The organism is Sulfitobacter noctilucicola (assembly GCF_000622385.1).
GTDB lineage: Bacteria > Pseudomonadota > Alphaproteobacteria > Rhodobacterales > Rhodobacteraceae > Sulfitobacter > Sulfitobacter noctilucicola.
The window spans coordinates 1,708,670-1,732,843 of record NZ_JASD01000008.1 but is presented as its reverse complement, the minus strand read 5'-3'; the positions used below and the strand labels follow the sequence as shown (position 1 = coordinate 1,732,843).

General features: G+C 55.7%; 19 protein-coding genes and 2 pseudogenes. 13 read left to right on the top strand and 8 right to left on the bottom strand.

Annotated elements, in window-relative coordinates; genetic code table 11:
• Positions 1-39 precede the first annotated feature (39 nt).
• The 5 genes from Z946_RS0112140 (at position 40) to Z946_RS0112120 (ending at position 6,092) form a co-directional block, all read left to right on the top strand.
• Positions 40-1,596 carry an ABC transporter substrate-binding protein gene (locus Z946_RS0112140; protein WP_025056004.1) on the top strand — a complete coding sequence of 519 codons (1,557 nt, stop codon included), beginning with the start codon at positions 40-42 and terminating at the stop codon, positions 1,594-1,596.
• 80 nt (positions 1,597-1,676) lie between these two features.
• Complete coding sequence (locus Z946_RS0112135; RefSeq protein WP_025056003.1) at positions 1,677-2,648, top strand: ABC transporter permease; 972 nt, start codon at positions 1,677-1,679, stop codon at positions 2,646-2,648.
• Positions 2,645-3,484: an ABC transporter permease gene (locus Z946_RS0112130; RefSeq protein WP_025056002.1), complete on the top strand. Its 840-nt coding sequence runs from the start codon at positions 2,645-2,647 to the stop codon at positions 3,482-3,484. The genes Z946_RS0112135 and Z946_RS0112130 overlap by 4 nt, the downstream gene beginning before the upstream one ends.
• The gene (locus Z946_RS0112125) at positions 3,481-5,118 is read left to right on the top strand and encodes an ABC transporter ATP-binding protein (protein ID WP_025056001.1); all 1,638 of its coding nucleotides are present in this window, start codon (positions 3,481-3,483) and stop codon (positions 5,116-5,118) included. Before Z946_RS0112130 ends, Z946_RS0112125 begins: the two co-directional genes overlap by 4 nt.
• Complete coding sequence (locus Z946_RS0112120; RefSeq protein WP_025056000.1) at positions 5,115-6,092, top strand: NAD(P)-dependent oxidoreductase; 978 nt, start codon at positions 5,115-5,117, stop codon at positions 6,090-6,092. Before Z946_RS0112125 ends, Z946_RS0112120 begins: the two co-directional genes overlap by 4 nt.
• Here Z946_RS0112120 and Z946_RS0112115 read toward each other — a convergent pair.
• From Z946_RS0112115 to Z946_RS0112100, 4 genes are all read right to left on the bottom strand, one after another.
• The gene (locus Z946_RS0112115) at positions 6,089-6,844 is read right to left on the bottom strand and encodes an SDR family NAD(P)-dependent oxidoreductase (RefSeq protein WP_025055999.1); all 756 of its coding nucleotides are present in this window, start codon (positions 6,842-6,844) and stop codon (positions 6,089-6,091) included. The genes Z946_RS0112120 and Z946_RS0112115 overlap by 4 nt on opposite strands.
• Positions 6,845-6,856: 12 nt before the next feature.
• Positions 6,857-8,176 carry an aspartate aminotransferase family protein gene (locus Z946_RS0112110; RefSeq protein ID WP_025055998.1) on the bottom strand — a complete coding sequence of 440 codons (1,320 nt, stop codon included), beginning with the start codon at positions 8,174-8,176 and terminating at the stop codon, positions 6,857-6,859.
• Complete coding sequence (locus Z946_RS0112105; RefSeq protein ID WP_160170280.1) at positions 8,173-9,213, bottom strand: phosphotransferase; 1,041 nt, start codon at positions 9,211-9,213, stop codon at positions 8,173-8,175. The genes Z946_RS0112110 and Z946_RS0112105 overlap by 4 nt, the downstream gene beginning before the upstream one ends.
• Positions 9,214-9,301: 88 nt before the next feature.
• Positions 9,302-10,330, bottom strand: a complete 1,029-nt coding sequence (locus Z946_RS0112100; protein ID WP_025055996.1) for a histone deacetylase family protein — start codon at positions 10,328-10,330, stop codon at positions 9,302-9,304.
• A gap of 275 nt (positions 10,331-10,605) precedes the next feature.
• Between Z946_RS0112100 and Z946_RS20680 the strand changes: the two are divergent.
• A pseudogene (locus Z946_RS20680) lies at positions 10,606-11,936 on the top strand (IS3 family transposase).
• Between the two features lie 75 nt (positions 11,937-12,011).
• On the opposite strand, the pseudogene Z946_RS20675 reads toward Z946_RS20680, so the two are convergent.
• From Z946_RS20675 to Z946_RS0112070, 3 genes and pseudogenes are all read right to left on the bottom strand, one after another.
• Positions 12,012-12,158 (bottom strand): annotated as a pseudogene (locus tag Z946_RS20675) (IS110 family transposase); the annotation flags it as partial.
• 331 nt (positions 12,159-12,489) lie between these two features.
• A complete protein-coding gene (locus tag Z946_RS0112075) occupies positions 12,490-13,728 on the bottom strand; it encodes an L-rhamnose isomerase (RefSeq protein WP_025055993.1) in 1,239 nt (412 codons plus the stop codon).
• A gap of 22 nt (positions 13,729-13,750) precedes the next feature.
• Positions 13,751-15,853 carry a bifunctional rhamnulose-1-phosphate aldolase/short-chain dehydrogenase gene (locus Z946_RS0112070; RefSeq protein ID WP_025055992.1) on the bottom strand — a complete coding sequence of 701 codons (2,103 nt, stop codon included), beginning with the start codon at positions 15,851-15,853 and terminating at the stop codon, positions 13,751-13,753.
• Between the two features lie 185 nt (positions 15,854-16,038).
• Here Z946_RS0112070 and Z946_RS0112065 point away from each other — a divergent pair, with 185 nt between their 5' ends.
• The 7 genes from Z946_RS0112065 (at position 16,039) to Z946_RS0112035 (ending at position 23,180) form a co-directional block, all read left to right on the top strand.
• On the top strand, positions 16,039-16,842 hold the full coding sequence (locus Z946_RS0112065; protein ID WP_025055991.1) for a DeoR/GlpR family DNA-binding transcription regulator: 804 nt from the start codon (positions 16,039-16,041) through the stop codon (positions 16,840-16,842).
• Positions 16,843-16,876: 34 nt separating this feature from the next.
• The gene (rhaS, locus tag Z946_RS0112060; protein ID WP_025055990.1) at positions 16,877-17,872 is read left to right on the top strand and encodes a rhamnose ABC transporter substrate-binding protein; all 996 of its coding nucleotides are present in this window, start codon (positions 16,877-16,879) and stop codon (positions 17,870-17,872) included.
• 80 nt (positions 17,873-17,952) lie between these two features.
• Entirely contained in the window at positions 17,953-19,497 is a 1,545-nt protein-coding gene (locus Z946_RS0112055) for a sugar ABC transporter ATP-binding protein (protein ID WP_025055989.1), read from the top strand.
• Positions 19,494-20,474 (top strand): ABC transporter permease, encoded by a 981-nt coding sequence (locus Z946_RS0112050; protein ID WP_025055988.1) that lies wholly within the window; start codon positions 19,494-19,496, stop codon positions 20,472-20,474. The genes Z946_RS0112055 and Z946_RS0112050 overlap by 4 nt, the downstream gene beginning before the upstream one ends.
• A complete protein-coding gene (locus Z946_RS0112045; protein WP_025055987.1) occupies positions 20,471-21,472 on the top strand; it encodes an ABC transporter permease in 1,002 nt (333 codons plus the stop codon). Before Z946_RS0112050 ends, Z946_RS0112045 begins: the two co-directional genes overlap by 4 nt.
• A complete protein-coding gene (locus Z946_RS0112040; protein ID WP_025055986.1) occupies positions 21,469-21,786 on the top strand; it encodes an L-rhamnose mutarotase in 318 nt (105 codons plus the stop codon). The genes Z946_RS0112045 and Z946_RS0112040 overlap by 4 nt, the downstream gene beginning before the upstream one ends.
• A complete protein-coding gene (locus Z946_RS0112035) occupies positions 21,783-23,180 on the top strand; it encodes an FGGY-family carbohydrate kinase (protein ID WP_025055985.1) in 1,398 nt (465 codons plus the stop codon). The genes Z946_RS0112040 and Z946_RS0112035 overlap by 4 nt, the downstream gene beginning before the upstream one ends.
• A gap of 237 nt (positions 23,181-23,417) precedes the next feature.
• Here Z946_RS0112035 and Z946_RS0112030 read toward each other — a convergent pair whose 3' ends face one another.
• Positions 23,418-24,089 (bottom strand): crotonase/enoyl-CoA hydratase family protein, encoded by a 672-nt coding sequence (locus Z946_RS0112030; RefSeq protein ID WP_037969190.1) that lies wholly within the window; start codon positions 24,087-24,089, stop codon positions 23,418-23,420.
• Positions 24,090-24,174: the final 85 nt, after the last annotated feature.

Here is a 24,174-nt window from a genome sequence, read left to right as displayed (position 1 = left end):
AGGGCGGAAAATCGCAACCCATCTCCAGGGAGATACACTATGAAGGCACTTCGATTTTTAGCATCCGCCGCGGCGGTCGCCATGGCATCGGCGCTGGCTGCGCAGGACACCCCCAAACAGGGCGGCACGCTTAACGCGGTTATCCAACCTGAACCACCAGGGCTCATGCTGGGGCTGATCCAGAACGGCCCGACCCAAATGGTCGCAGGCCAGATTTACGAGAGCCTTTTGCGCTATGACAGCGATCTGGGCCCGATGCCGTCACTGGCAAAGGAATGGACCAAGTCCGAAGACGGCCTCACCTATACTTTCACCCTGCAAGATAATGCCGTTTGGCACGATGGCACGCCGTTCACATCTGCGGATGTTGTTTTCTCGGTCGATGTTTTCCTGCGCGAAACCCATGCACGGCTGCGCGCATCACTCGTGCATGTAGCAAGAATCGAAGCACCGGATGATAAAACCGTTGTGTTCACTTTGAACCAACCGTTTGGGCCGTTTCTCGGCATCTTTGAAGCCGGCACAATGCCCATTGTTCCCAAACATATCTACGAGGGCACGGATTACGCGAATAACCCCGCGAACAATACGCCGATCGGGACCGGCCCATTCAAATTCGAGGAGTGGCAGCGCGGTAGCTATATCCATCTGGTCAAAAACGAAGACTACTACATGGAAGGTAAGCCCTATCTCGACGAGATTTACTATCAGGTGATCCCGGATGCCGCTTCTCGCTCTGTTGCTTTCGAAACCGGCAAGGTTGACCTTCTCCCTGGTGGTTCGGTTGAAAATTTTGACATCCCGCGCCTGATGGCAATGGACAACGTGTGCTCAACAGATGAGGGCTGGGAGTTCTTTGGACCTCATTCATGGATGTGGCTGAACATGCACGAAGGTCCGATGCAGGACAAAAACCTGCGCAAGGCTGTGATGTACGCACTGGATCGTGAGTTTGCCCGTGACGCCCTGTGGAACGGCAACGGCAAAGTCGCAAAAGGGCCGGTCAGCTCCGTCACGCGCTTCCACGAGGCAAATACACCTGACATTTCCTTTGACCCTGAGAAGGCCAAGGAATATCTGGCGGCGTCTGATTATAACGGTGAAACGCTGCGCCTGCTGCCTTTGCCCTATGGCGAAACATGGCAACGTTGGGCAGAGGCCACACGCCAGAATCTGTCAGATATCGGCATCAAGGTCGACATCGTGGCAACGGATGTTGCCGGTTGGAACCAAAAGGTCTCCGATTGGGAATTCGACATGGCCTTTACCTATCTGTACCAATACGGCGATCCGGCATTGGGCGTAGCGCGTACCTATATTTCCAGCAACATTGCAAAGGGCAGCCCCTGGAACAACGTGTCGGGATACGTGAACGAAGAGGTCGATACCCTGTTTGCGGAGGCCGCCATTCAGGCCGATGATGCGACCCGTCAAGAGATGTATACCAAGGCGCAAAATATCATCGTTGATGATGTTCCTGTCGCATGGATGCTGGAGCTTGCCTTTCCCACGATCTACCGCTGCGATTTGAAAAATCCGATCAGCACGGCGATCGGCGTCAACGATGGCATGCGTGACGCATGGCTTGACCGCTAACGCCATCCGCGAACGATCATCGTGCCGACAGATTGGCGCGGTGATCCCCTCTTTCCTCCAGGTACCGAAAGGTCGCTATCGTGTTACGCTTCACCGCGGCACGGCTTGTAAAAGCCGTCTTTATTCTGCTCGCGATCCTCGTTCTCAATTTCGTGTTGATCCACGCTGCGCCGGGTGATCCCGCCGCGGTTATGGCTGGCGAAGCAGGTGCGGCAGATGAAAAATTTTTGATGGACCTACAAGAGCGTTTTGGTCTGGATCAACCCTTTTCCGTTCAGCTTTGGACTTATGTGAAGGGGGCCATACAGCTTGATCTGGGATATTCCTATCGCCAGCAAATGCCCGTGGCCGAGCTTATTTGGGACCGGTTGCCTGCCACATTGCTGTTAACATCAACGGCCTTTCTAATCTCAATCGTAGTCGGGGTGGTCGCTGGCGTGTTGGCTGCGCAAGCGCAGGGAACGTGGTGGGATACACTGATCTCGAGTGTCGCTTTATTATTTTATGCCACGCCATTGTTCTGGGTCGCGTTGATGGCGTCCTTGGTGTTCTCTGTCTTTCTGGGATGGTTGCCAGGATTCGGGTACGAAACCATTGGCGCAAACTATACTGGTTTCGAACGCGTTCTGGATATTGGGAAACACCTGATCTTACCTGCGGGTACTTTGGGCCTGTTCTTTACCGCCATTTACATGCGCATGACCCGTGCCTCCATGCTTGAGGTCTCGCGCCTAGATTTTGTAAAAACAGCCCGTGCCAAGGGCCTGCGCAATTCACTCATCCAACGGCGTCACATCCTGCGCAATGCCCTGCTGCCAGTGATAACACTAGCCGGCTTGCAAGCGGGACAAATTGTTGGTGGTGCTGTGCTGACTGAAACGGTCTTTGCCTGGCCGGGCATCGGGCGGCTAATGTTTGAGGCGATCAACCAACGCGATTACAACGTGATCCTTGGCGTCTTCTTTATCTCTGCAGCGATGGTGCTGCTGTTTAATCTGATCACAGATATTCTTTATAGTATCGTTGATCCTCGCATCAGGTTGACGTCATGAGCGTATTCTGGTCCCGCTTTCGCCAAAATCGTGGCGCTGTCATAGGCTTGGTCATTTTGACTATTGTCATCATTTGCGCCGCTGCCGCGCCGATCCTGTTTCCCCGCAGCCCTTGGTCAATGGTTCAGCGCCCGTTTCTGCCGCCGTTTTCAACCGAAGGACTGCTGCTCGGCACAGATGCCTTGGGGCGCGATGTGCTATCCGGGCTTTTCCATGGTGCACGTGTTTCGCTATTGGTGGGACTTGTCTCTACGGTAGTGGCCTTGGCGATTGGCATCCCGATCGGGGCTTTGGCAGGGTATTATGCAGGAATGGTCGATGATGCGCTGATGCGCTTCACCGAATTCTTTCAAACGATCCCCAGCTTTGCCTTGGCGATCGTTCTGCTTGCCATCTTTCAACCCTCACTCGGGTATGTGATCCTTGCGATTGCCATCGTCAGCTGGCCGCCTGTTGCCCGCCTTGTGCGCGGCGAGGTCCTATCGCTGCGCAGTCGCGAATTTGTTGAGGCAGCCCGATTGTCGGGGCAAAGCGACCTGCGCATCATCCTGCGCCAAGTGTTGCCCAACGCACTGCCCCCCATCATTGTTCTTGCGTCCTTGATGGTAGCGACCGCCATTCTGCTTGAAAGCTCGCTCAGCTTTCTGGGGCTGGGCGATCCGAATGTGATGTCCTGGGGTTATATGATCGGGGCCGCACGAACAGTATTGCGCACCGCATGGTGGCTCAGCTTCATCCCCGGCATTGCCATCGTCCTGACGGTTCTTTCCCTCAATCTAATTGGCGAGGGCTTGAACGACGCGCTCAATCCACGCCTTCGGAGGCGAACATCATGAGCTTACTGCAAATCGAGAGCCTTAACATTGCGCTGCCTTCCGGGGCCGACCGTGCGTTGGCGGTCGAGGACGTTTCCTTTACGCTGGACGCGGGTGAAATCCTGTGCATCGTGGGCGAAAGCGGCTCTGGCAAGTCGATGTCAGCCAATGCCCTGATGGGTCTGCTGCCCGAAGGTGTTACAGCTGCTGGTGGCAGCATCAGGTTCCAGGGTCAGGATATCCTGACCCTGGAGGAGCGAGAGATGATCGCCCTGCGCGGTCGTGATATCGCAATGATCTTTCAAGAACCTCTGAGTGCGTTGAACCCGTTGATGCGCATTGGTGACCAGATCGCTGAAGTGTTCGAAGCGCACAATCTGCTCACCCCGCCCGAGCGGCGCAAGCGTGCATTGGAACTCTTGCACGAGGTCGGCCTGCCTGACCCGGAAACAACAATTCGCGCCTATCCGTTTCAACTGTCGGGCGGGCAACGCCAACGTGTCGTGATTGCGATGGCGCTGGCGCTTGAGCCCAAGATCCTGATTGCAGATGAACCAACGACTGCATTGGATGTGACCACGCAGGCGCAGATCCTCGACTTGATCGAAGAGCTGCGGAAAAATCACGGCATGGCGGTGCTGTTCATCACCCATGATTTTGGCGTGGTGGCGGATATCGCGGATCGTGTGATCGTGATGCAAACAGGCAAAGTCGTCGAGGCCGGCGCGGCGGATGACGTGCTGCTCAACCCCGAGCACCCTTACACCCGCGCGCTGCTTGATGCGATCCCGGGGCTGTCGTTTCACCAGGGCAAACAAAGCCCGGAGGACGAAGTGCCGATCCTCAGCGTGCGCGACCTCAGCATGACTTTCACCAGCCGCACCTCAGGTTTTTTTGTCAAACCACGGCGGGTGGATGCAGTTCAAAATGCTACTTTCGATCTGTTCAAGGGCGAAACGATCGGCATTGTCGGCGAAAGCGGATCCGGTAAATCGACACTGGGACGGTGCCTCGTGCGGCTATTAAATCCTCAAAAGGGTGTTGTCGAAATTGGTGGCCAAGACATTTCCAAGATTAAAGGCGAGGCCCTGCACCAGCACCGTCGACGAATTCAGATGGTGTTTCAGGATCCATACTCATCTCTCAACCCGCGTGCGCGCATCGGCACGATCCTGACCGACGGGCTGATCGCATATGGCGACGACAAACAAACCGCGCGCACACGTGCCCAAGAGCTGTTGACGCTTGTCGGTCTTGATCCAACGGCGATTGAACGGTTCCCGCATGAGTTTTCGGGCGGACAGCGTCAGCGTGTCGGCATCGCCCGCGCACTTGCACTCAATCCCGAGGTGATCGTCGCGGATGAGGCCGTTTCAGCCCTTGATGTTTCTATTCAGGCGCAAATCCTTGACCTGCTGGCCGACCTCAAGTCACAACTGAACCTGTCGATGATCTTTATTACGCACGATCTGCGTGTGGCCGCGCAGGTATGTGACCGGATTATCGTCATGCAACGCGGCAAAATGGTAGAATTCGGCCCTTCTGCCCAGGTACTCGGCGCACCGCAAACGGACTACACTAAATCATTGCTGGATGCGATTCCGGGCAAGGATCATGAACGGGCGCTCGCTGCGCAAAGGGAGGCCGCACGATGAGTGGTTCACAAAGCCAGCTCAGTACAGAAGTGATGGAAGGCGTCTATCTATGCTCAAAGTTGGATCTGCCGGAACTTTTTGGCAGCGAAATGGACGCTCTTCCAAACATTCGGATGTACCGCCCCGAGGATGTGCCGGACCCTGCCCGCATCCGCTTTGCGCTTGTTTGGCAACCGACGGACGACGCGTTTGAGGCCTATCCCAACATCGAATTGGTTCAAGTTATCGCAGCTGGTGTTGATGGCGTACTGCGCACCCCGGGTCTACCGGAATCGGCGGTTGTTACGCGGGTCCACGATCACGAACAAGCTGCAGTCATGGCAGGATTTGCCGTCTGGAATGTGGTCTGGCATCACCGCCATATGGGATGTTATCTGGCTGCGCAGGCTAACAAAGATTGGGAGCGTATCAGCCTGAAAACACTGCGACCACCGTCGACAATTACTGTCGGGATATTAGGCTATGGGCTGATGGGGCGCACGATTGCAGCCGCGGTTGGTGCTTTGGGGTTCAACGTGGTTGTTGCCACCCGCACAGCGGGCACCAGCGAAGATGGTGTCTCCCGCATCGCTGGCCCTGGCGCCATACAGCAGGTTGCGGCACGCTCTGATATCTTGATCAATATTCTGCCCATGACCGACGCCACGCTCGACATCCTCAACTCTGATTTGTTTGACGCAATGCCAAAAGGTGCGGCACTGATCCAACTCGCGCGCGGTCAGCATCTTGTTGAAGATGATCTGCTTCATGCCCTTGACTCGGGCCAGCTCTCCGGCGCGTCCCTTGATGTTTTCCGTGTCGAACCCTTGCCCAAAGACCACCCCTTCTGGGGCCATCCCAAAATTGTCATCACCCCGCACGAAGCATCCGTTACCTCACCTTCTGCCGTCGCCCAGGCGCTGGACCGTTCGGTGCGCGAACTATCTGCGGGGGAGCGCCCCTCCACTGCGGTAAACACGGCAGCCGGATATTAGACATGCTGCGCGCCGTTCACTTCGATCTCCGCGCCTGACACGTAAGAACTCTGTTCTGTGCACAAAAAGAAGATGGTGTTTGCGACTTCGCTTGGTTGCCCCAAACGCCGCATTGGCAATTTGGCCACGATCCTGTCTGTTCCCTCGCTCAGGATGCTGGTTTCAACCTCGCCGGGGGCGATGGCATTTACCCGCACGCCAAGCGGACCAAAGTCATGTGCCATTTCACGGGTCAATGCAGCCAACGCCGCTTTTGATGTTGCATATGCGGCCCCTGCAAACGGATGCACGCGCGAACCGGCAATTGAGGTAACGTTCACGATCGCGCCCTTGCCGCTCGACAATTCGTTCTGAAGTCCGCGCGCGAGAACAACCGACGCAAAGAAATTAACATGGAACACCTCGCCCCAGGCCCGCAAATCGGTGTCCAGCGTGCTCAACCGCTCGCCCTCAGGGCCTTTGGGGGAAATTCCTGCGTTGTTTACCAAAGCATGCAAGGGGCTGCCATTCAGCTTTTGTTTAACCTCGTTTACAGCTTCCATGGTGTTTTGAGGATCGCTCAGATCGACCTGAATGTGGTCATCCGAGCCACCAGGCCAGGGGCATTCTCCTGAAAATGGCTGGCGCGAACATCCGATCACCCGCCAACCTTCATTTAAAAACTTCTTGGCCGTTGCATGGCCAATACCCCGGCTGGCCCCTGTCAAAAGAAGCGTACGCTGCCCCGTTTCGAGCGGTGTCATTTGATCCATGTCCAATCTTGGTTATGCCGTAGCATCAAATGCGTCACTGATTGCAGTCAGTAGCTGGCATGCTTGGTCCTTTTGTAACACGAGCGGCGGTCGAATTTTCAAAGTACTGGCATGCGGACCGGTCGCACTGATCAAAACGCCGTTCGCGCGCATGTGGTTGACCACGGCGATGGCACGCGCGGCATCCAGCGTGCATTCGCCGTCCTGCGATGCGATGTCCACAGCCAGAAACAATCCGGCCCCACGGACAGCAGCAACATCATTCCGCTTTGCGCAAAGTGTTTCCAGTTCGGCCTTTAGAAACCCGCCAATTTGTTTTGAATTCTCCAGCAACCCTTCATCCCGTAAAACGTCTAGAACCGCCATGCCTGCAGCCGCAGCCACAGGGTTGCCGCCGAATGTATTGAAATAGCGCGCTTTGGTGCCAAATTCAGCAATCAAGTCAGGGCGCATCGCGACGCCAGCCACTGGAAAGCCGTTACCCATCGGTTTGCCCATGCTCACCAAATCGGGGATCAGCCCGTGCCGCTGAAATCCCCACATAGCGTCGCCGGTTCGCCCAAATCCGGCCTGCACCTCATCGGCAATAAAGAGCCCTCCTTCCGCGCGGATAAGATCTGCGGCTGGTTCCAAAAAACCCACTGGATCGGTAAACAGACCGTCGCTTGAAAATACGGTATCAACAATCAATGCTGCCGGTTCGATCCCCGTCGCACGCAACGCTGCAATCGCTTTGGCAAGCTCTGCGGCAAACTTGGCACCCTCTTCCCCCGCTGACGTCCCAGCCCCATCCGGCGCAGGGATCATCGCCACACGTGGCGTTTCAGTTCCATAAGCGCCAAGCGAAGGAGACAGTTGCGATACTGCTTCCGTGACGCCGTGATAGGCATACTTAGTGACGATAATACCTTCGCGTTTGGTGTAAGACCGCGCAATGCGCAGTGCCAGATCGTTGGCTTCCGACCCTGTACAGGTGAACATGGCATGGGCCAGTTCTGCCGGCATCGTCGACAACAGCCGCTCGGCATAAGTGACCACACTGTCATGCAGATATCGCGTGTGAGTGTTCAGGATACCTAACTGTCCGCTGATGGCCTTGACAACCTTGGGGTGGCAATGACCGACCGAAGCAACGTTGTTATAAGCATCCAGATACTCCTTGCCAGATGTATCCCAAAGCCAAACCCCTTCGCCGCGCACCAGATGGAGCGGTTCTTGGTAGAACAACCGATACGCCGGACCAAGTGCGGCGGTACGGCGCGCAATCAACGCCGCATCCTGCGCGCCCAACGTCGTGTCTTGGTCGGCGTTATACGCATTTGCCATGCTCATTTTGGCTCACTCCGTTCGTTTGGCTGTGCTGCGCGGTGCAACACATCTCGCGCCGCCTCAATTCCCAGCAGATCCATTGCGGCCAATCCATGCAGCGCGTTGTTTGAATTGCGCAGGATATAGGCTGCGTTTTCTGGATAGCGTTTCGCGCGCATCGCCCCGATGATGAGGGTCGTCGCGTGGCGCAGGCATATTAGTTCGGGCAGCAGGTCAATTTCAGGTTCTTCCAGCGACAGAACCGAAGAATACCCGCGCAGGATCTGCGCGATATGAAATAGCGGCTCTGCGCCATGCGCAATCTGATAGGCACAGGCCACCGCCAGGTCGCAGGCGATATGCGTGTGGACCATATCGCCAAAGTCGATAATGCCTGACAAATACGGCGCGCCTATATCATTAACCAGCAAGTTGTGCGGATTGAAATCATTATGAACAACCTGCGCCCGCTGTTGACTGAGTTTCGGCGCGATCTTTAGATCAAAGCGATCAATTAGCGCGGTCAGCCTTTTGTGCAGGTCACTGTCTTGGATCGCGGGCAACATCGGACGTAACAGCGATGCCTGCTTGATATCCCATTGCAGCACATGGTCCGCTGATGGATGCGCAAACCCCCGCATCGCGACATTGAGCCGCGCCAGCAATGCACCGATTTCACGATGCACTCCGTCGGCTACGGGTCCATTGCTTAAAACACGACCTTCAAGAAAGCTGAGCATCCGGACCACGTGCTCGCGCCCGTCTGCGCCAAGGACGAGCTGCGCGGTATTCCCATTTAGGGCGTTATACACCTGCGGGACTGGCAAGGACGGATCCACCGACTGAAGGTGGATCAAGGCGGCTGTCTGCATGTCGATCACGCCGCGCGCCTCCGCAGCATTGCTGATTTTCAGCAGTAGGGGATTACCGCCATCAGGCCGGATGCAAAAGTTCGCATCCTTTTCCGCCGTCAGACATTTGACCGTACCGGCAACACCAAAAACATCACGCGCGATTTCTGCCGCGCGCGCGGCGCTGATGTCGGGGGCATCATGGCTCAACAGTTCAGAATGAAGGTCGGATTTTCCCGCAGCCCTTATCATCAGGGATCACTCCGGTACGCCGCCGTCCCACCGACGGTGAGTGCCCTCACTTTAGGGCCGCGCGAAAGGACGTGAGAAAGGATTGCGCATTGTCATCAAGCGAAGGGCCAAGGTATCCGCCCTCTTGCACCAGCACAGTCGGCAGACTCATAGCAGCAAGGCGGTCGGCCATCTGGCCAAAGCCTTTTGCATGCACCGCGACGCCCGCCAAGGGATCGTCCGCGGCCATGTCAAACCCTAGCGAGACAACAAGCGCTTCGGCACCAAAGTCGCTGATGGCTGCGATCCCTCGATCCAACGCCTCTAGTACCGCTGCTTCATCCGCGCCCATCTCAAGCAAGATGTTCAGTGACTTTCCGGCACCTTCACCCTCGCCTGTCTCGTCCGCATGGCCGAGGTAAAATGTAGGGTAATTTGCGGGATCGGGATGTAATGAACAAAAGAAGATATCACCCCGTTCGTACAAAATATCCAGCGACCCGTTTCCTGTGTGCACGTCAATGTCGATCAGCGCGACCTTGTTGAATTTCTGGCGCAAGTAGTTTGCGGCAATGCAGGCGTTGTTAAAGAAACAAAACCCGTTAGAGCAATCGCGCATCGCGTGGTGCCCCGGCGGGCGACACAGCGCATAGGCCGCGCGTTCACCGCTTAAGATCTCTTCGGCGGCCTCAATTGCCGTTTGCGCCGACCAATACGCCGCATCCCAGGAACCTTCGGTCAGCGGTGTTGACGTATCCGTCATCCACCAGCCTAATTGCCCGTGAATATCGGCCGGTTCCTTACCGCGACGCCGGCCAGGGTGCATTGTGGGTATTGCCAGCGCATCCTCCCCGGCGCTTTCAACAAAACGGGCGTGGGCATCGGGCAAAAAGTCAACGTAATCGGGATTGTGGATCGCTTTAATCGGGTCCAGGCCGTGATCTTGCGGCGCAGCAACCTCGAACCCTTCACGCAGCAACATGTCACGCAATATCTCTGCCCGTTGAGGCTGTTCCTGATGCGGCATGGCAGCGCCACGTCGAAAATAGAACGAAGGCGCATGGCCCAGTTGGCGCTCATCGAAGAATGCTTTCATCTGCTGTTCCTTTTTCTATAGCGGATCCGCCGGGCGCTTCGTGCAATCCCTCGCATCATGAGGTGAACTGTTACAGAGATTATCTAGCGCATCAACAATAATGATGCATCATGCACCAAAAAATTTGAAGGTAATCGACCCTTCCTTAGAAAAAATGCGCAAGATTGCGTTTCATGAAATGCAAAAGACTGTCTGACGTGAGCACTTATGGGTCCAAATAGGGCAATTTGATAAGAGAGTGTTTCTGGCTCATCGTAACCACTGAGGAGTGGACGATGAGAAAGATAACCGAGAGCCCTGGCGAGAAGATCGTCAAAGACATCAAACGCGCCACGCGTAAACAGTATTCAGCTGAAGAGAAAATCCGCATCGTCTTGGCGGGCCTGCGTGGCGAGGAAAGCATTGCAGAGCTGTGCCGCCGTGAGGGGGTTTACTACAAATGGTTTAAGGACTTCATGGAAGCTGGGAAGAAGCGGCTGGCAGGCGACACGGCCCGCGCGGCCAACACCGACGAGGTGAAGGATCTGCGTCGTGAGGCCCGAGACCTGAAGGAAGTTGTGGCAGAACAAACGCTCGAACTTCGCTTGCTCAAAAAAGGCATGCTGGGAGATGGGGACAACCACGAATGAGGTACGCTGCATCTGAGAAACTGGAGATCATCCGGCTGGTCGAAGAAAGTCATCTGTCGGCCCGCCAAACATTGGCGAAGCTCGGTGTTCCCCGCACCACATTCTACCGTTGGTATGACAGGTATCTGCAGCGTGGTGAGGCTGGATTAAGAGACCAATCTCCCAAGCCAAAGTATGCCTGGAACCGAATCCCGGACGAAGTGCGGCGCAAGGTCGTCAAGCTGGCGCTGAAGGAAACAGAGCTTTCGCCGCGAGAGCTGGCGGTGACGTTCACGGATACAGAAAGTTACTTTGTATCAGAGACTTCGGTTTATCGTGTGTTGAAGGCGCATGATCTGATCACCAGCCCGGCCTTCATCGTGATCAAGGTCGCCAACGAGTCCAAAGACAAAACCACAGCCATCAACCAACTTTGGCAGACGGACTTCACTTACCTAATAGTTCTGGGCTGGGGCTGGTTCTATCTCAGCACAATCCTGGACGATTACAGCCGCTACATCATCTCGTGGAAGCTCTGCACGAACATGAGGGCAGAGGATGTGACGGACTGGCTGGAACTGGCTTTGCAGGCATCAGGCTGCGACCAAGTTCATGTCGTTCACAAGCCGCGTCTGCTGAGTGACAACGCATCCAGCTACGTCTCTGGCGATTTGGCCGAATGGCTGCAGGACAAGGGAATGAAGCACTCACGCGGTGCTCCGTATCATCCCCAAACCTAGGGCAAGATTGAGCGCTGGCATCAAACCCTGAAGAACCGTATCCTGCTGGAAAACTACTTCTTGCCCGGCGATCTTGAAGCGCAGATCGAAGCCTTCGTCGATCACTATAATCACCAGCGTTATCATGAGAGCCTGAACAACGTCACGCCGTCCGATGTCTACTTCGGACGCTCACAAGCCATTCTAAACCAAAGAGAAAGGATCAAACGAAACACGCTCAAGGCGCGGCGCTTGCATCACCGCAAGCACGCCGCATAATGCAACCAAATTGATGAGCCAGACTCCCGCCTAGATTACGCGGCCTCTGGACCCAAAAACTCTGACGACGGACACAATCAGGCAAGGTTCGATGTTGGAGAAGAAAGGCAACATCTGCGCCAGTCTCAAAGGTCGGTTGAAGACAACCTCTTCGTCTTCTGTAATGCCATGAACCTGAAAAACGTTCTTGTCCAGATCAAGGCCGGTTGTGATAACTTGCATTGGGTGGCTCGTCCTATAAGCAGATATGGACATCTGCAGTATGGCGCATTGCGACGCCGATTGGAGCAGGAGCCATCCACCCCATCAGGTTTCCTCCCTTATGTTGCTCGACACGGACGGCCCATAGCCGCTATTCGAACTACGGCAATCTCAGACAGCCGAAATCCGTAAACCCGCATACTCTCATTATAAACGAGGGACCAATGGGGGGCAGGTCACCGCCATTGGTGAAGGGCGCAGCGTTCCAACTTTGGTCGATGACTGCAAGTATATACCGCCACAGCGGCTGTAACCTGCACGCTTGATCAGTCAGTATTTCCTACACTGATCGCTAACTGCGCGCCTCAACGCTTGCTTGATATCGGACAAGTTCGTCCGCGAGGGTCTTACCCGTTGCTACGCTCTTCCGGTTGCAGAACTCCTCCCAAACAACGCCATAGGGGAGATCCTTGATCTCTTCCGTCACCACGAGACGGGTGGTGAAATTGAGCTGATTTTCAGCTGATTTGAGTTGCTCCCACGGTGCCAGTAGCGCCCGCAGTAGCGCCTTTTGCATGTTGCGCGTGCCAATAACCCAAGCGGCCGTACGGCTGATCGTTGCGTCAAAAAAGTCGAGACCGATATGTGTCCGGTCCAACAGGTCTGCGCTCACAAGCTCCTGCGCCATTTGCATAATCTTGTCGTCGAGAAGGATCACATGGTCACTGTCCCAACGCATCGGGCGGCTTACATGCAACAGAATTTCATCCACCGAAAGAGCGACCGATGTCAGCTTGTCTGCGACGTTTTCCGTGGGGTGAAAGTGCCCCATATCAAGACACAAGAGCGTATGGTTCCGGATCGCATACCCCATATAGAATTCGTGGCTGCCGACCGTGCATGCCTCTACCCCGATGCCGAACAGTTTGCTTTCCACAGCGTCCAGCATCTGCGCTTTGTCATGGGGCATGCCCATCATCGCATTAAGCGACAGCTCCAGCCTCTTGCGTGGCGCAAAGCGGTCTACGGGCGTGTCTTTATACCCGTCGGGCACCCAGACGTTGTTGACAACAGGCGATCCAAGCACTCTACCCATTTGCGCCGCGATATCGCGGGAGCGTTTGCCGTGCTCGATCCAGAAATCACGAATGCCTGCGTCAGGATGGCTCAGCGTGAGGTTATCATCGGCCTTGGCATGGGCAAAGAATGTCGGATTGAAATCGAGGCCCAACCCCTGGTCTTTAGCCCAGTCCACCCACGGTGCGAAATGGTTGAATTCGATCTCGTCGCGGTCAGGGTTCTGGTCTGTGTCTAGATAGCAGGCATGTAAATTCAGACGGTGGTTGCCCGGTATCATGCTATATGAAAACTCCAGATCCGCACGCAGCTCATCTGGTGTACGGGCGCGACCGGGGTGATTGCCTGTGGCCTGAATACCGCCTCCAGAACTACCGGATTTCTTCTCAAACCCCACAACGTCATCGCCTTGCCAGCAATGCATAGAGATCGGAATCTCTGCCAGCTTCGCAAGGGCTGCTTCGGCGTCCACGCCCCAATCGGCAAAGGCGGCTTTCGCGCTGTCATAGCTCATGATTGATCCTCCCCGTTCACGCTTAGCGCGTGAACGCCTCCTTGTTGCCAGCATCGACGTTAATAATATTGCCCGTCGATTTCGCAGAGAGGTCAGAGGCCAAGAAATAGGCCGCCTCGGCGATATCCTCGGGCAGCACAGAGCGTTTCAGCATAGAGCGTTCGCGGTACATTTCTTCCAGCCCATCCTTGTCTGTACCATAGGTGCCCGCGCGCTGGTCGAGCCATTCACCCTGCCAGATCTTGCTGCCCTTCAGCACCGCATCAGGATTCACAACATTCACCCGCACCCCCATGGGTGCCCCTTCAAGGGCCAAGCAGCGGGCAAGGTGGATTTCAGACGCCTTGGCGGTGCAATAGGCCGATGCATTGGGTGATGCGGCCAAGCCATTTTTGGACGCAACAAAAACAACCGCGCCGCCCATCTCCTGCAGCTTGAACAGCTTGAAGGCCTCGCGGCTCACCAGAAAATAGCCGGTCGAAAGGATCGACATGTTCTTGTTCCACAAATCAAGGCTGGTCTCTTCGATCGTGGCGGAACTTGCGATGCCTGCGTTACTGACAAGAATGTCGATGCCGCCGAATTCCGCCGCAATGGCGCTATAGGCTTCGGCGACTGCGGCTTCATCCGTCACATTCATGTTCACACTGCGCACAACATCGGCGGAATATTTGGCGCTAAGCCCCTCGAGGGTTTCTGTCAGCGCAGCATCATCAATGTCGGCCAGCATAACACAAGCCCCTTCTCGCAAGTAGCGTTCTGCAGTGGCAGCACCAATGCCGCCTGCCCCGCCCGTGACCAGCGCCACTCGGCCCGCCATTGATTTGGGCGCGGGCATGCGTTGTAGCTTGGCCTCTTCCAAAAGCCAGTATTCGATATCGAAAGCCTCTTGTTCGGCCAGACCCTGATACTCGGACACGGCATCGGCCCCGCGCATCACGTTGATTGCGTTCACGTAGAACTCGCCCGAGATGCGCGCGGTGGCTTTGTCCTTGGCAAATGTGATCATGCCCACGCCGGGGATCAGGTACACAACTGCGTTCGGGTCGCGGATCGCCGGACTATCGTCCCTTTTGCAGCGGTCATAATAGGCCTGATAGCCCACGCGATATTCGGCAATCGCGTCGGACAGGCCTGCAATGGTCGCATCGACATCCGGCTTAGCGGGGTCAAAATCCACGACCAAAGGGCAGATTTTTGTGCGCAGGAAATGATCGGGGCACGATGTGCCGAGTGCAGCCAAACGCTCCATATCCTTGGCGTTCACAAATTCCAGCACCGCATCGCTGTCGGTGAAATGCCCGACCATATGCTGCTGGCCAGAGACAAAGCCGCGAATGGCAGGCATCAATCGTGCCGCTGTAGCGCGGCGCGCCTGCGCCGGCAGCCTTTGATGAACAGCGCCGCCAAAGGCATCTTTGCCTGCGGTCTGAGCGGCGAACCAGTCCATTGCTTTTTGAATAATTTCAAGGGTCAGCTCGTAGCACTCCTTGGCGTCATCCGCCCATGTAAACAAGCCGTGGCTCTCCAGCACAACGCCCTTTGCATCAGGATTCTTTTCGCAAAAGTCAGACAGCCACAGCCCCAATTCATACCCAGGCTTTTTCCATGGCAACCAACCGATACTTTCTCCAAATATCTGTTGCGTGAGCGCCTTGCTGTCTTTGGCCGCTGCAATCGCAATAATAGCATCGGGGTGCATGTGATCGACATGTTTGCACGGCACATAGGCATGCAGCGGCGTATCAATCGAGGCCGCACGTGGGTTCAGGTTAAACGTGCAATGGGGCAGATAGCCGACCATCTCGTCCTCAAACTTCACCCCGCGATAAATGCCGCGCAAGGCGTTCAGCTTGTCCATATAGAGCGTGGAAAACCCATCCATCTTGATGGAGCCTACATCCCCGCCCGACCCTTTGACCCAAAGCACTTCGACCATGTCGCCTGTCAACGGATCTTTTTGCATCACCTTGGCAGACGTGTTGCCGCCGCCATAATTTGTGATTCGCTTGTCGGACCCCAACAGATTTGAACGATACAGCAGCTTCTCCGGCTCGCTCATAGTGTCGGCCAAAGCATTATCCCATTTATTTTCAAGGACCTGCGGTGTTTCGGAAGATGTCATCTGTGTCTCCATCGGGGGCAAGTTAAAAGCAATTTGTTAGCGCCAAGCTGACGGGAGTTAAAAATCAAGTCAATCATTTTCAGTCAGAATCAATCATTCTGCGCCGCAGCATGATTGATTGTGCAATTTAGTGATTGACAGATTGCCGCGACTCATCCCACTTTGACCGAACGAAAGGACCACCCATGCACGAGAAAGACCGCCACCGCGTTATCCTCTCCGCCGTACAGGACCGCTCACTTGTGACAGTGACCGACCTATGCGCCCTTACCGGCGCGTCCGAGGCGACGATACGTCGTGACATCAACACGATGGACGAGCAAAAGCGGCTGCGCCGTGTACGTGGCGGCGCAGAAGCGCTCACCACTAAGCCTTTTGTAGGGCTGGCAGGACGTCCCTTTTCGGTCAACGAAACGCTTAACATCGCCGAGAAACAAGCCATTGCCGCAGCGGCGGTTGAAATGTGCGATGACGGAGAGCCGATCATTATCAACGGCGGGACAACGACATTCCAGATGGTGCACCCGCTGGCCTCGCGGCGCATGCAGGTATTTACCAACTCCTTCCCGATTGCCGAGCATTTGCTCAAGAACACGACAAACACCGTGATGCTGTCCGGCGGCATTATCTACCGCGAGCAAAACATCATCCTGTCCCCATTCGAGAACGACGTGACCCGCAATTTCTATGCGAAACGGATGTTTATGGGCGCACAAGGCATCGGCCCGCTTGGCCTGATGGAGCAAGACCCGCTGCTGATACAGGCGGAACACAAGCTGATCGGACAAGCCGAAGAGCTGATCGTTTTGGTCGACAGTTCCAAATTCAAAAATCGCTCAAGCCTCGTGCTTTGCCCGCTTGAGCGTATCGACACAATCATCACTGACGAAGGCTTAGAAGACCGCACAGCGGCCATGCTTGAGGCGGCTGATATATCACTGACCGTAGTGCCAAAAGGCGCTGCACAGAGAGAAGGAGTGGCGTCATAGCCACCCCAAATACAACCATTCCAGGGAGGAAACCATGAGTGTATTCAAAAGATTAGCAACATCCGTTGCGCTGGCAGGTGCAATGCTGGGCACGCCTGCGTTCGCTGCAGACGATGTGCGCATCGCACTTGTCGTTAAAGCGCTTGGCATCGGCTTTTTCGAGGCCGCTAACGAGGGTGCCCAAGAAGCGGCAAAAGAGCTTGGCAATGTCGAGATCATCTATACCGGCCCGACGGACACCACAGCCGAAGGTCAGATCGAAGTGATCAACGCGCTGATCGCACAACAGGTTGATGCGATTGCTATCTCGTCCAATGATACAGACGCGCTGGTTCCCGCGTTAAAGCGCGCCATGCAACGTGGCATCACCGTCATCAGCTGGGACTCGGGCGTTGCGCCAGAAGGCCGTCAGCTCCACCTGAACCCGTCGTCCAACCCGCTGATCGGTAATATGATCATCAAACTGGCCGCAGACCACCTGCCCGATGGCGGCGAAGTGGCCTTGTTGTCAGCAACGACAACCTCGACCAACCAGAACATCTGGATGGAAGAGATGAACAAAGTCATGGGTGAATATGCCGGCATTGAGGTTGTTGCGACCGTCTATGGTGATGACCTTGCAGACAAATCCTATCGCGAAGCGACCGGTCTTATGCAGACCTATCCGGATCTTGACGCGATCATCGCACCGACGTCTGTCGGGATCGTGGCTGCGGCCCAGGCGGTTGTTGATGCTGGCAAAGTCGGTCAGGTGAATGTGACCGGCCTTGGCTTGCCGTCGGAAATGGCCGGCGCAATCGAATCCGGCGCGTCGAAATCCTTTGCCATCTGGAACCCGATTGATCTGGGGTATTCAGCCACCATGCTGGCCTATGAGCTGAGCCAGAATGGTGTGAAAGCAGCCCCCGGTGCAGAAATCCCCATGGGACGCATGGGCGCATTGACGCTGGACGATAACAACGAAGGCGCGATGGCAGATCCGTTTGTCTACGACGCAAGCAACATCGACGACTTCAAGTCGATCTTCTAAACCGCTCTCGGCTGGCTCCCGTGCAATCACCTTGCGCGGGGCCAGCCACCCCTGCACCAATCCCCCCAATAAGGTAGTGAATGATGACGCAACCTGCGCCAATTACTCAAGACGTGACGCCCGTTGTTTCAATGGACATGATCACGAAGTCCTTTCCGGGTGTGAAAGCGCTCGATCAGGTCAAGCTGGACCTCTATCCGGGCCAGGTGACCGCGCTGGTAGGGGAAAACGGCGCAGGGAAATCGACTACTGTTAAAATTCTGACGGGCATTTACCGAACGGATGGTGGCACAATCCGCATTGACGGCAACCCCGTTACCTTTGCCTCTCCCAATGATGCAGCAACGGCAGGGATCACCGCAATCCATCAAGAAACCGTATTGTTCGACGAGCTGTCCGTCGCAGAGAACATCTATATCGGTCATGCGCCGCGCACCCGTTTCGGGCTGATCGACACCGCGCAGATGCACCGCGATGCAGCCGATTTGCTGACCGAGATCGGAGCACCGTTCAGCAGCCACACCCAACTGGACGACCTTGGCATTGCCAATAAGCACCTTGTCGCGATTGCCCGCGCGCTGTCTGTTGATGCGCGGGTGGTGATTATGGACGAACCCACCGCAGCACTGTCGCATAAAGAAATCGAAGAGCTTTACGAGCTGGTCGACACCCTCAAGGCCCAGGGCAAGGCGATCTTATTTATCAGCCACAAGTTTGACGAGATTTTCCGCATCGCCGACCGTTATACCGTATTTCGCGATGGCGGTTTTGTGGGAGATGGACTGATCGCCGACATTTCGGAAAACGATCTTGTAAAGATGATGGTCGGGCGCTCGGTCGAGCAGATTTTCCCCGACAGAAAACATGACGTTGGTGAAGAAGTGTTGAAGGTGGTCGGATACGATCATCCTACCGAATTTTCCGATATCGGCTTTTCACTGAAACGCGGCGAAATCCTTGGCATTTACGGGCTTGTTGGCGCGGGTCGGTCCGAATTCATGCAAGCGCTGTTTGGCATCACCAAGCCCTCCAAAGGAGTCTGCCAAATGGACGGCGTAATCAAGATTATAAGATCGCCTGCCCAAGCTGTCGAAAATGGTATCGTTTACGTCCCCGAAGATCGGGGCAAACAAGGCGCGGTGATTGGATTGCCGATCTTCCAGAACATCACCCTCCCTTCGCTTTCGCGTACCTCAAAGAGGGGTTTCCTTCGATTGGCCGAGGAGTTCAAGCTGGCGCGCGAATATGCCGAGCGGCTGGACCTGCGTGCGGCGTCACTTGATCAGGACATCGGCAACCTGTCGGGGGGCAACCAGCAAAAGGTCGTGATTGCCAAATGGCTGGCGACCCAGCCAAAGGTGATCATTCTGGACGAGCCGACAAAAGGGATCGATATCGGGTCGAAAGCCGCTGTGCATGAATTTATGGCCGAGCTTGCCGCACAGGGTCTGTCCGTGATCATGGTCAGCTCGGAAATCCCTGAAATCATCGGCATGTCGGACCGTGTCATTGTGATGCGGGACGGGCTGATCGCTGCGGAGTTGTCGCGCGGTGAGCTAAGCCCGGAGACACTGGTACGTTATGCGGCGGGGATCACCCAATCAACCGAAGGTGCCGCATCATGAAGCGTTACATTCCCCTTCGTGAAGCCATTCTTGGCGCCGCGATCCTGACCCTGACCTTGCTGGTTGCATCGCGGTTCCCTGGATTTATTGCACCGTCCAATTTGGCCAATGTCTTTAACGACACCGCCCCGCTTATCATTCTGGCGCTGGGGCAGATGGTAGTAATCCTGACGCGCTGCATCGATCTGTCTGTTGCTGCGAACCTTGCCCTGACGGGTATGGCCGTGGCGATGATCAACGTCGCCCTGCCGGGTCTGCCCATCCCTGTAATCCTAACCATTGCAGTACTGATGGGGGCGTTCATGGGGGCGATCAATGGCTTGCTTGTGTGGAAGCTGTCGATACCGCCGATCGTCGTGACCCTTGGCACAATGACCATCTTCCGCGGCATCATTTTTCTGATCTCTGACGGCAAATGGGTAAACAGCCACGAGATGAGCCCCGCTTTCACAGGCTTTCCGCGTACTGTTTTATTGGGGCTGCCAGTTCTGTCGTGGGTTGCGATCCTGACGGTGATTGTCTTTGGCATCATGATGGCGCGCACTCAGTCCGGGCGATCCATCTTTGCTGTGGGCGGCAATCCCCATGCGGCGGTCTATACTGGCATTGACGTTGGGAAGACCCAGTTCTGGGCCTTTGTGGCATCGGGTGCCCTCGCTGGCCTGACGGGGTATCTGTGGGTCGCGCGGTATGCAGTGGCCTATGTGGATATCGCGGGCGGTTTCGAGCTGGAGGTCGTGGCGGCCTGCGTCATTGGCGGCATCTCGATTGCTGGTGGCATCGGCACCGTTGGGGGTGCTGTGCTTGGTGCGATCTTCCTTGGCATTGTAAAGAATGCCCTGCCGGTCGTGGATATTTCCCCCTTCTGGCAGCTTGCCATCTCCGGCTCTGCCATCCTGATCGCTGTCGCCTTCAACGCCCGTTCGGGCCGCAACAAAGGCCGCGTCATTCTCAAATCTGCGGAGGCAACCCAATGATGGACACCCCCACAACCCGTCATATTCCAGACCGCTTGAACAGCCGCGCCGCGCGCATCTTCAAAAGCTGGGAAGCCTTGCTTCTGGCCGTGGCCATCGCGATCTTCGTCGTGAACAGCTTTGCCTCGCCCTATTTCCTGAACGCGTGGAACCTCAGCGACGCGACCTTTAACTTCACCGAAAAAGCGATGATCGCCTTTGCGATGGCATTGCTGATCATCGCGGGCGAGATCGACCTTTCTGTCGCCTCGATCATTGCTTTGGCCAGCACCGCCATGGGATTGGCCATGCAGCACGGCGCAGGCACGCCAGAGCTTGTGATCATCGGGATAACCGTCGGGCTGCTTTGCGGTGCCTTTAACGGCTTCTTTGTAACCGTTCTTGGCCTGCCCTCCATCGTCGTCACGATCGGCACCATGAGCCTGTTTCGCGGGATCAGCTATATCATACTCGGAGATGGCTCGTTCAGTGGCTACCCCTCCAGCTTTGCGTGGTTCGGTCAGGGCTATATCTACTGGGTCTTTACGGTTGAAATGCTGCTCTTTGTGATCATCGCAGTGATCTATGGGGTGCTGCTGCACAAAACCAACTTTGGTCGCGCGGTATATGCCATTGGCAACAATCCCACAGGTGCCTTGTTCAGCGGCATTCGCGTCCAGCGCGTGAAATTCATTCTGTTTCTTCTGACGGGTCTGATGTCTGGCATCGCGGCGATTTGCCTGACCTCGCGGTTGGGGTCCACGCGGCCCAGCATTGCCTCGGGAATGGAGCTTGAGGTGGTCACGATGGTCGTGCTGGGCGGCGTTAATATTCTGGGCGGATCAGGTACTATTCCAGGCGTTGTGATTGCGGCCTTTGTGATGGGTCTTGTGACTTTCGGTTTGGGGCTTTTGAACGTTCCGGGACTGGTCATGTCGATTTTCATCGGCCTGCTGCTGATCGGAGTGATCGCCCTGCCCCGCCTGTGGACCATGGTCGCACAAAGGCCCAAAGCATGACCGAACGCTATGTTTTCCGGATGACGCTGAATGCCGGTATGGCGGATGAATACCGCCGCCGTCACGATGCGATCTGGCCCGAGTTGGAGAACCTGCTGCACAAGGCCGGTATCAGTGACTACTCCATCCATCTGGATGAAGAGACAGGCCATCTGATCGGCGTGCTGTCGCGCAGCCCGGATCATCGGATGGACGATTTGCCAAGCCATCCGGTTATGCAAAAATGGTGGGCGCATATGGCTGACATCATGGAAACAGCGACGAGCAACGAGCCCGTTGCCGTGGCGCTCACACCGATGTTTCACATGCCATGACCAGCCCCAGACACGTCGCTGTCATCGATATCGGAAAGACCAATGCAAAGCTCGCTTTGGTCGATTTGGATACATTGACCGAGGTCGCCGTCGTCACCCGCCCCAATGTTGTTCAGGCTGGGCCACCTTGGCCGCACTACGACGTTGACGGGCACTGGGCGTTTCTGCTTGAGGCTTTGGCCAAATTCCACTCGGATTACCGTGTCGATGCGATTTCGGTCACAACCCACGGGGCCTGTGCTGCGTTGCTCGCGCCGGACGGGTCGCTTGCCGCGCCGATCCTTGACTATGAGCATGAATATCCTGCCAATATCGTTGCGGCCTATGATGCAATCAAACCCGATTTCGCCCAAACCGGATCACCAAGAATGTTCGGCGGCCTGAACATCGGCGCACAGCTGCACTATCAATTCGCCACCGTTCCAGAACTTCGTGACCGCACTGCGCAGATTGTCACATATCCACAATTCTGGGGGCACCGCCTAACGGGCGTCAGCGCGATAGATGTAACATCTCTGGGCTGTCATTCGGATCTGTGGAACCCTCATACAGGCACGTTTTCCGACCTGCTGGGCACACTTGGCATTCTTGACAAGATCGCGTCGGTGCGCGCCCCAAGCGACATCCTTGGCCCCCTCCTGCCCGAAATTGCCCAAGCAACAGGACTTGCCCCGAACACACCTGTCTGTGTCGGGATTCACGACTCGAATGCCTCGCTTTATCCGCATATTATTTCTCGGAATAAACCTGCCTGCGTCGTCTCGACGGGGACGTGGGTCATTGCAATGTCGTTGACTGGCGATGAGGCGGCTGCGGTGCCCCCGCTTGATCCGACCCGTGACACCCTCATCAACGTCAACGCCCACGGGCAGGCGGTTCCCAGTGCACGGTTCATGGGCGGGCGCGAATACGAGATTATCCAGAAGGGCCAGCCCTATATGCCAACTCAACAAGAGACGGCAGCTGTGCTGGAGCGGTCCTTGATGCTTTTGCCGTCCGTTGAAACCGGCACAGGTCCGTTTCAGGGGCGAAAGATGCACTGGAATGACATTGAGCCCCCCAAGGGATCGGGCGAACGATCCGTCGCGCTATCGTTCTACCTTGCCCTGATGACGGGAACCTGTCTGGACCTTATAAATGGCGTAGGCCCCATATTAGTCGAGGGACCTTTTGCACGGAACGCCGAATTTTTAGCAATGCTAAACGCAACAACGGGCCGATCCGTCTGTGCAAGTGAAGCAGCTACTGGAACCAGTATTGGAGCAGCGCTCCTGTTTAGCCGCGCCGATCAGGGGCCTGCAGTGGTAGCTCCGGCTGAAATGGTCGAACCTAACCGAGACTTCAGCAACTACGCAGAGCGTTGGAAGGCTGCTGTTGTCCAACTCCCATTATGATATTGTATCACGCATTACTTGGATGGTGAGGGGCCGCAATCACATTCAAAACTGAATGACCGGCACTCTCTTCGAAGTCGGATGACGCTCTTGCCACGCTTAAGCTGCAGATGATTGGAGCCTTTGCTGAACTTGGGGGAAGCATTATCGCCCTTCAATTTCAAGAGTACTTATGTGTATGTCTGTTAGACTAACGTGCAGCCAATGAGAAAACGAGAACCTCCATGTGGTGCAATATCAACCGCCCAATACCTTTAATGCAGCTCTCATATTGCTCAACTCGGTGGCCTTGATCTCTCTCTTGTTTTTGCCGAAAGCGACCGGCATCGTTGCCAAACCGGTGGCAACTTCCATCGCACGGCTTTGGACTTCTGCAGCATCGACAATCTCGTCCAGCACGCCTGCGTCCACTGCAGTTTGAGCATCCAAATCTTCTGACAAAACGGCCATGCGGGTCAGGTACTTCGGAGATATTCGGGACTTTGCCAGCGCAATCAGGAGTTCACCAAGGTCCATGCCAATCCGGCTTTCTGGCATGCTGTACTTATATGCCCCCTCGGCGCCTACACGATAATCGCAAACCATCAAAAGGAATATTCCCATGCCGATCCCATGCCCTTTGCACGCAGCGACAATCGGGCGCGGAAAATCAAGGATGCGGATGAGCATCGCAAAGCCATCGCGCACCTGTACCCGGGCTTGATCCTGCCCTTTTGCAAATTCCTTAAGATCAAACCCTGCAGAGAAAACCGTATCGCGCCCCTCAAGCACCAAGGCTTTGGCCTTGTCGGCTTCAGCCTGATCCAAAGCCTCGTTCATCGCTTTGATGAATGTCGGGTTTACGACGTTGAGTTTGCCGTCGTCCATTCTGAGGATGGCAACATCGCCTTCGACTGTGTAAGAAATCATTTCGGAACCTGGCCTTTTGCTGAATAATTTGCCGATGCGTCTGCGTAAATTGGTAGTCATGCCTTAAAGGCTGGCAAAGCCCAAA

What these genes read in the sequence shown, in the direction of transcription:
- Z946_RS0112140 (WP_025056004.1), top strand. Translation starts at nt 40, where the DNA reads ATGAAGGCACTTCGATTTTTAGCATCCGCCGCGGCGGTCGCCATGGCA.
- Z946_RS0112130 (WP_025056002.1), top strand. Translation starts at nt 2,645, where the DNA reads ATGAGCGTATTCTGGTCCCGCTTTCGCCAAAATCGTGGCGCTGTCATA.
- Z946_RS0112125 (WP_025056001.1), top strand. Translation starts at nt 3,481, where the DNA reads ATGAGCTTACTGCAAATCGAGAGCCTTAACATTGCGCTGCCTTCCGGG.
- Z946_RS0112120 (WP_025056000.1), top strand. Translation starts at nt 5,115, where the DNA reads ATGAGTGGTTCACAAAGCCAGCTCAGTACAGAAGTGATGGAAGGCGTC.
- Z946_RS0112115 (WP_025055999.1), bottom strand. Translation starts at nt 6,844, where the DNA reads ATGGATCAAATGACACCGCTCGAAACGGGGCAGCGTACGCTTCTTTTG.
- Z946_RS0112110 (WP_025055998.1), bottom strand. Translation starts at nt 8,176, where the DNA reads ATGAGCATGGCAAATGCGTATAACGCCGACCAAGACACGACGTTGGGC.
- Z946_RS0112100 (WP_025055996.1), bottom strand. Translation starts at nt 10,330, where the DNA reads ATGAAAGCATTCTTCGATGAGCGCCAACTGGGCCATGCGCCTTCGTTC.
- Z946_RS0112075 (WP_025055993.1), bottom strand. Translation starts at nt 13,728, where the DNA reads ATGAGCTATGACAGCGCGAAAGCCGCCTTTGCCGATTGGGGCGTGGAC.
- Z946_RS0112070 (WP_025055992.1), bottom strand. Translation starts at nt 15,853, where the DNA reads ATGACATCTTCCGAAACACCGCAGGTCCTTGAAAATAAATGGGATAAT.
- Z946_RS0112065 (WP_025055991.1), top strand. Translation starts at nt 16,039, where the DNA reads ATGCACGAGAAAGACCGCCACCGCGTTATCCTCTCCGCCGTACAGGAC.
- rhaS (WP_025055990.1), top strand. Translation starts at nt 16,877, where the DNA reads ATGAGTGTATTCAAAAGATTAGCAACATCCGTTGCGCTGGCAGGTGCA.
- Z946_RS0112055 (WP_025055989.1), top strand. Translation starts at nt 17,953, where the DNA reads ATGATGACGCAACCTGCGCCAATTACTCAAGACGTGACGCCCGTTGTT.
- Z946_RS0112050 (WP_025055988.1), top strand. Translation starts at nt 19,494, where the DNA reads ATGAAGCGTTACATTCCCCTTCGTGAAGCCATTCTTGGCGCCGCGATC.
- Z946_RS0112045 (WP_025055987.1), top strand. Translation starts at nt 20,471, where the DNA reads ATGATGGACACCCCCACAACCCGTCATATTCCAGACCGCTTGAACAGC.
- Z946_RS0112040 (WP_025055986.1), top strand. Translation starts at nt 21,469, where the DNA reads ATGACCGAACGCTATGTTTTCCGGATGACGCTGAATGCCGGTATGGCG.
- Z946_RS0112035 (WP_025055985.1), top strand. Translation starts at nt 21,783, where the DNA reads ATGACCAGCCCCAGACACGTCGCTGTCATCGATATCGGAAAGACCAAT.
- Z946_RS0112030 (WP_037969190.1), bottom strand. Translation starts at nt 24,089, where the DNA reads ATGATTTCTTACACAGTCGAAGGCGATGTTGCCATCCTCAGAATGGAC.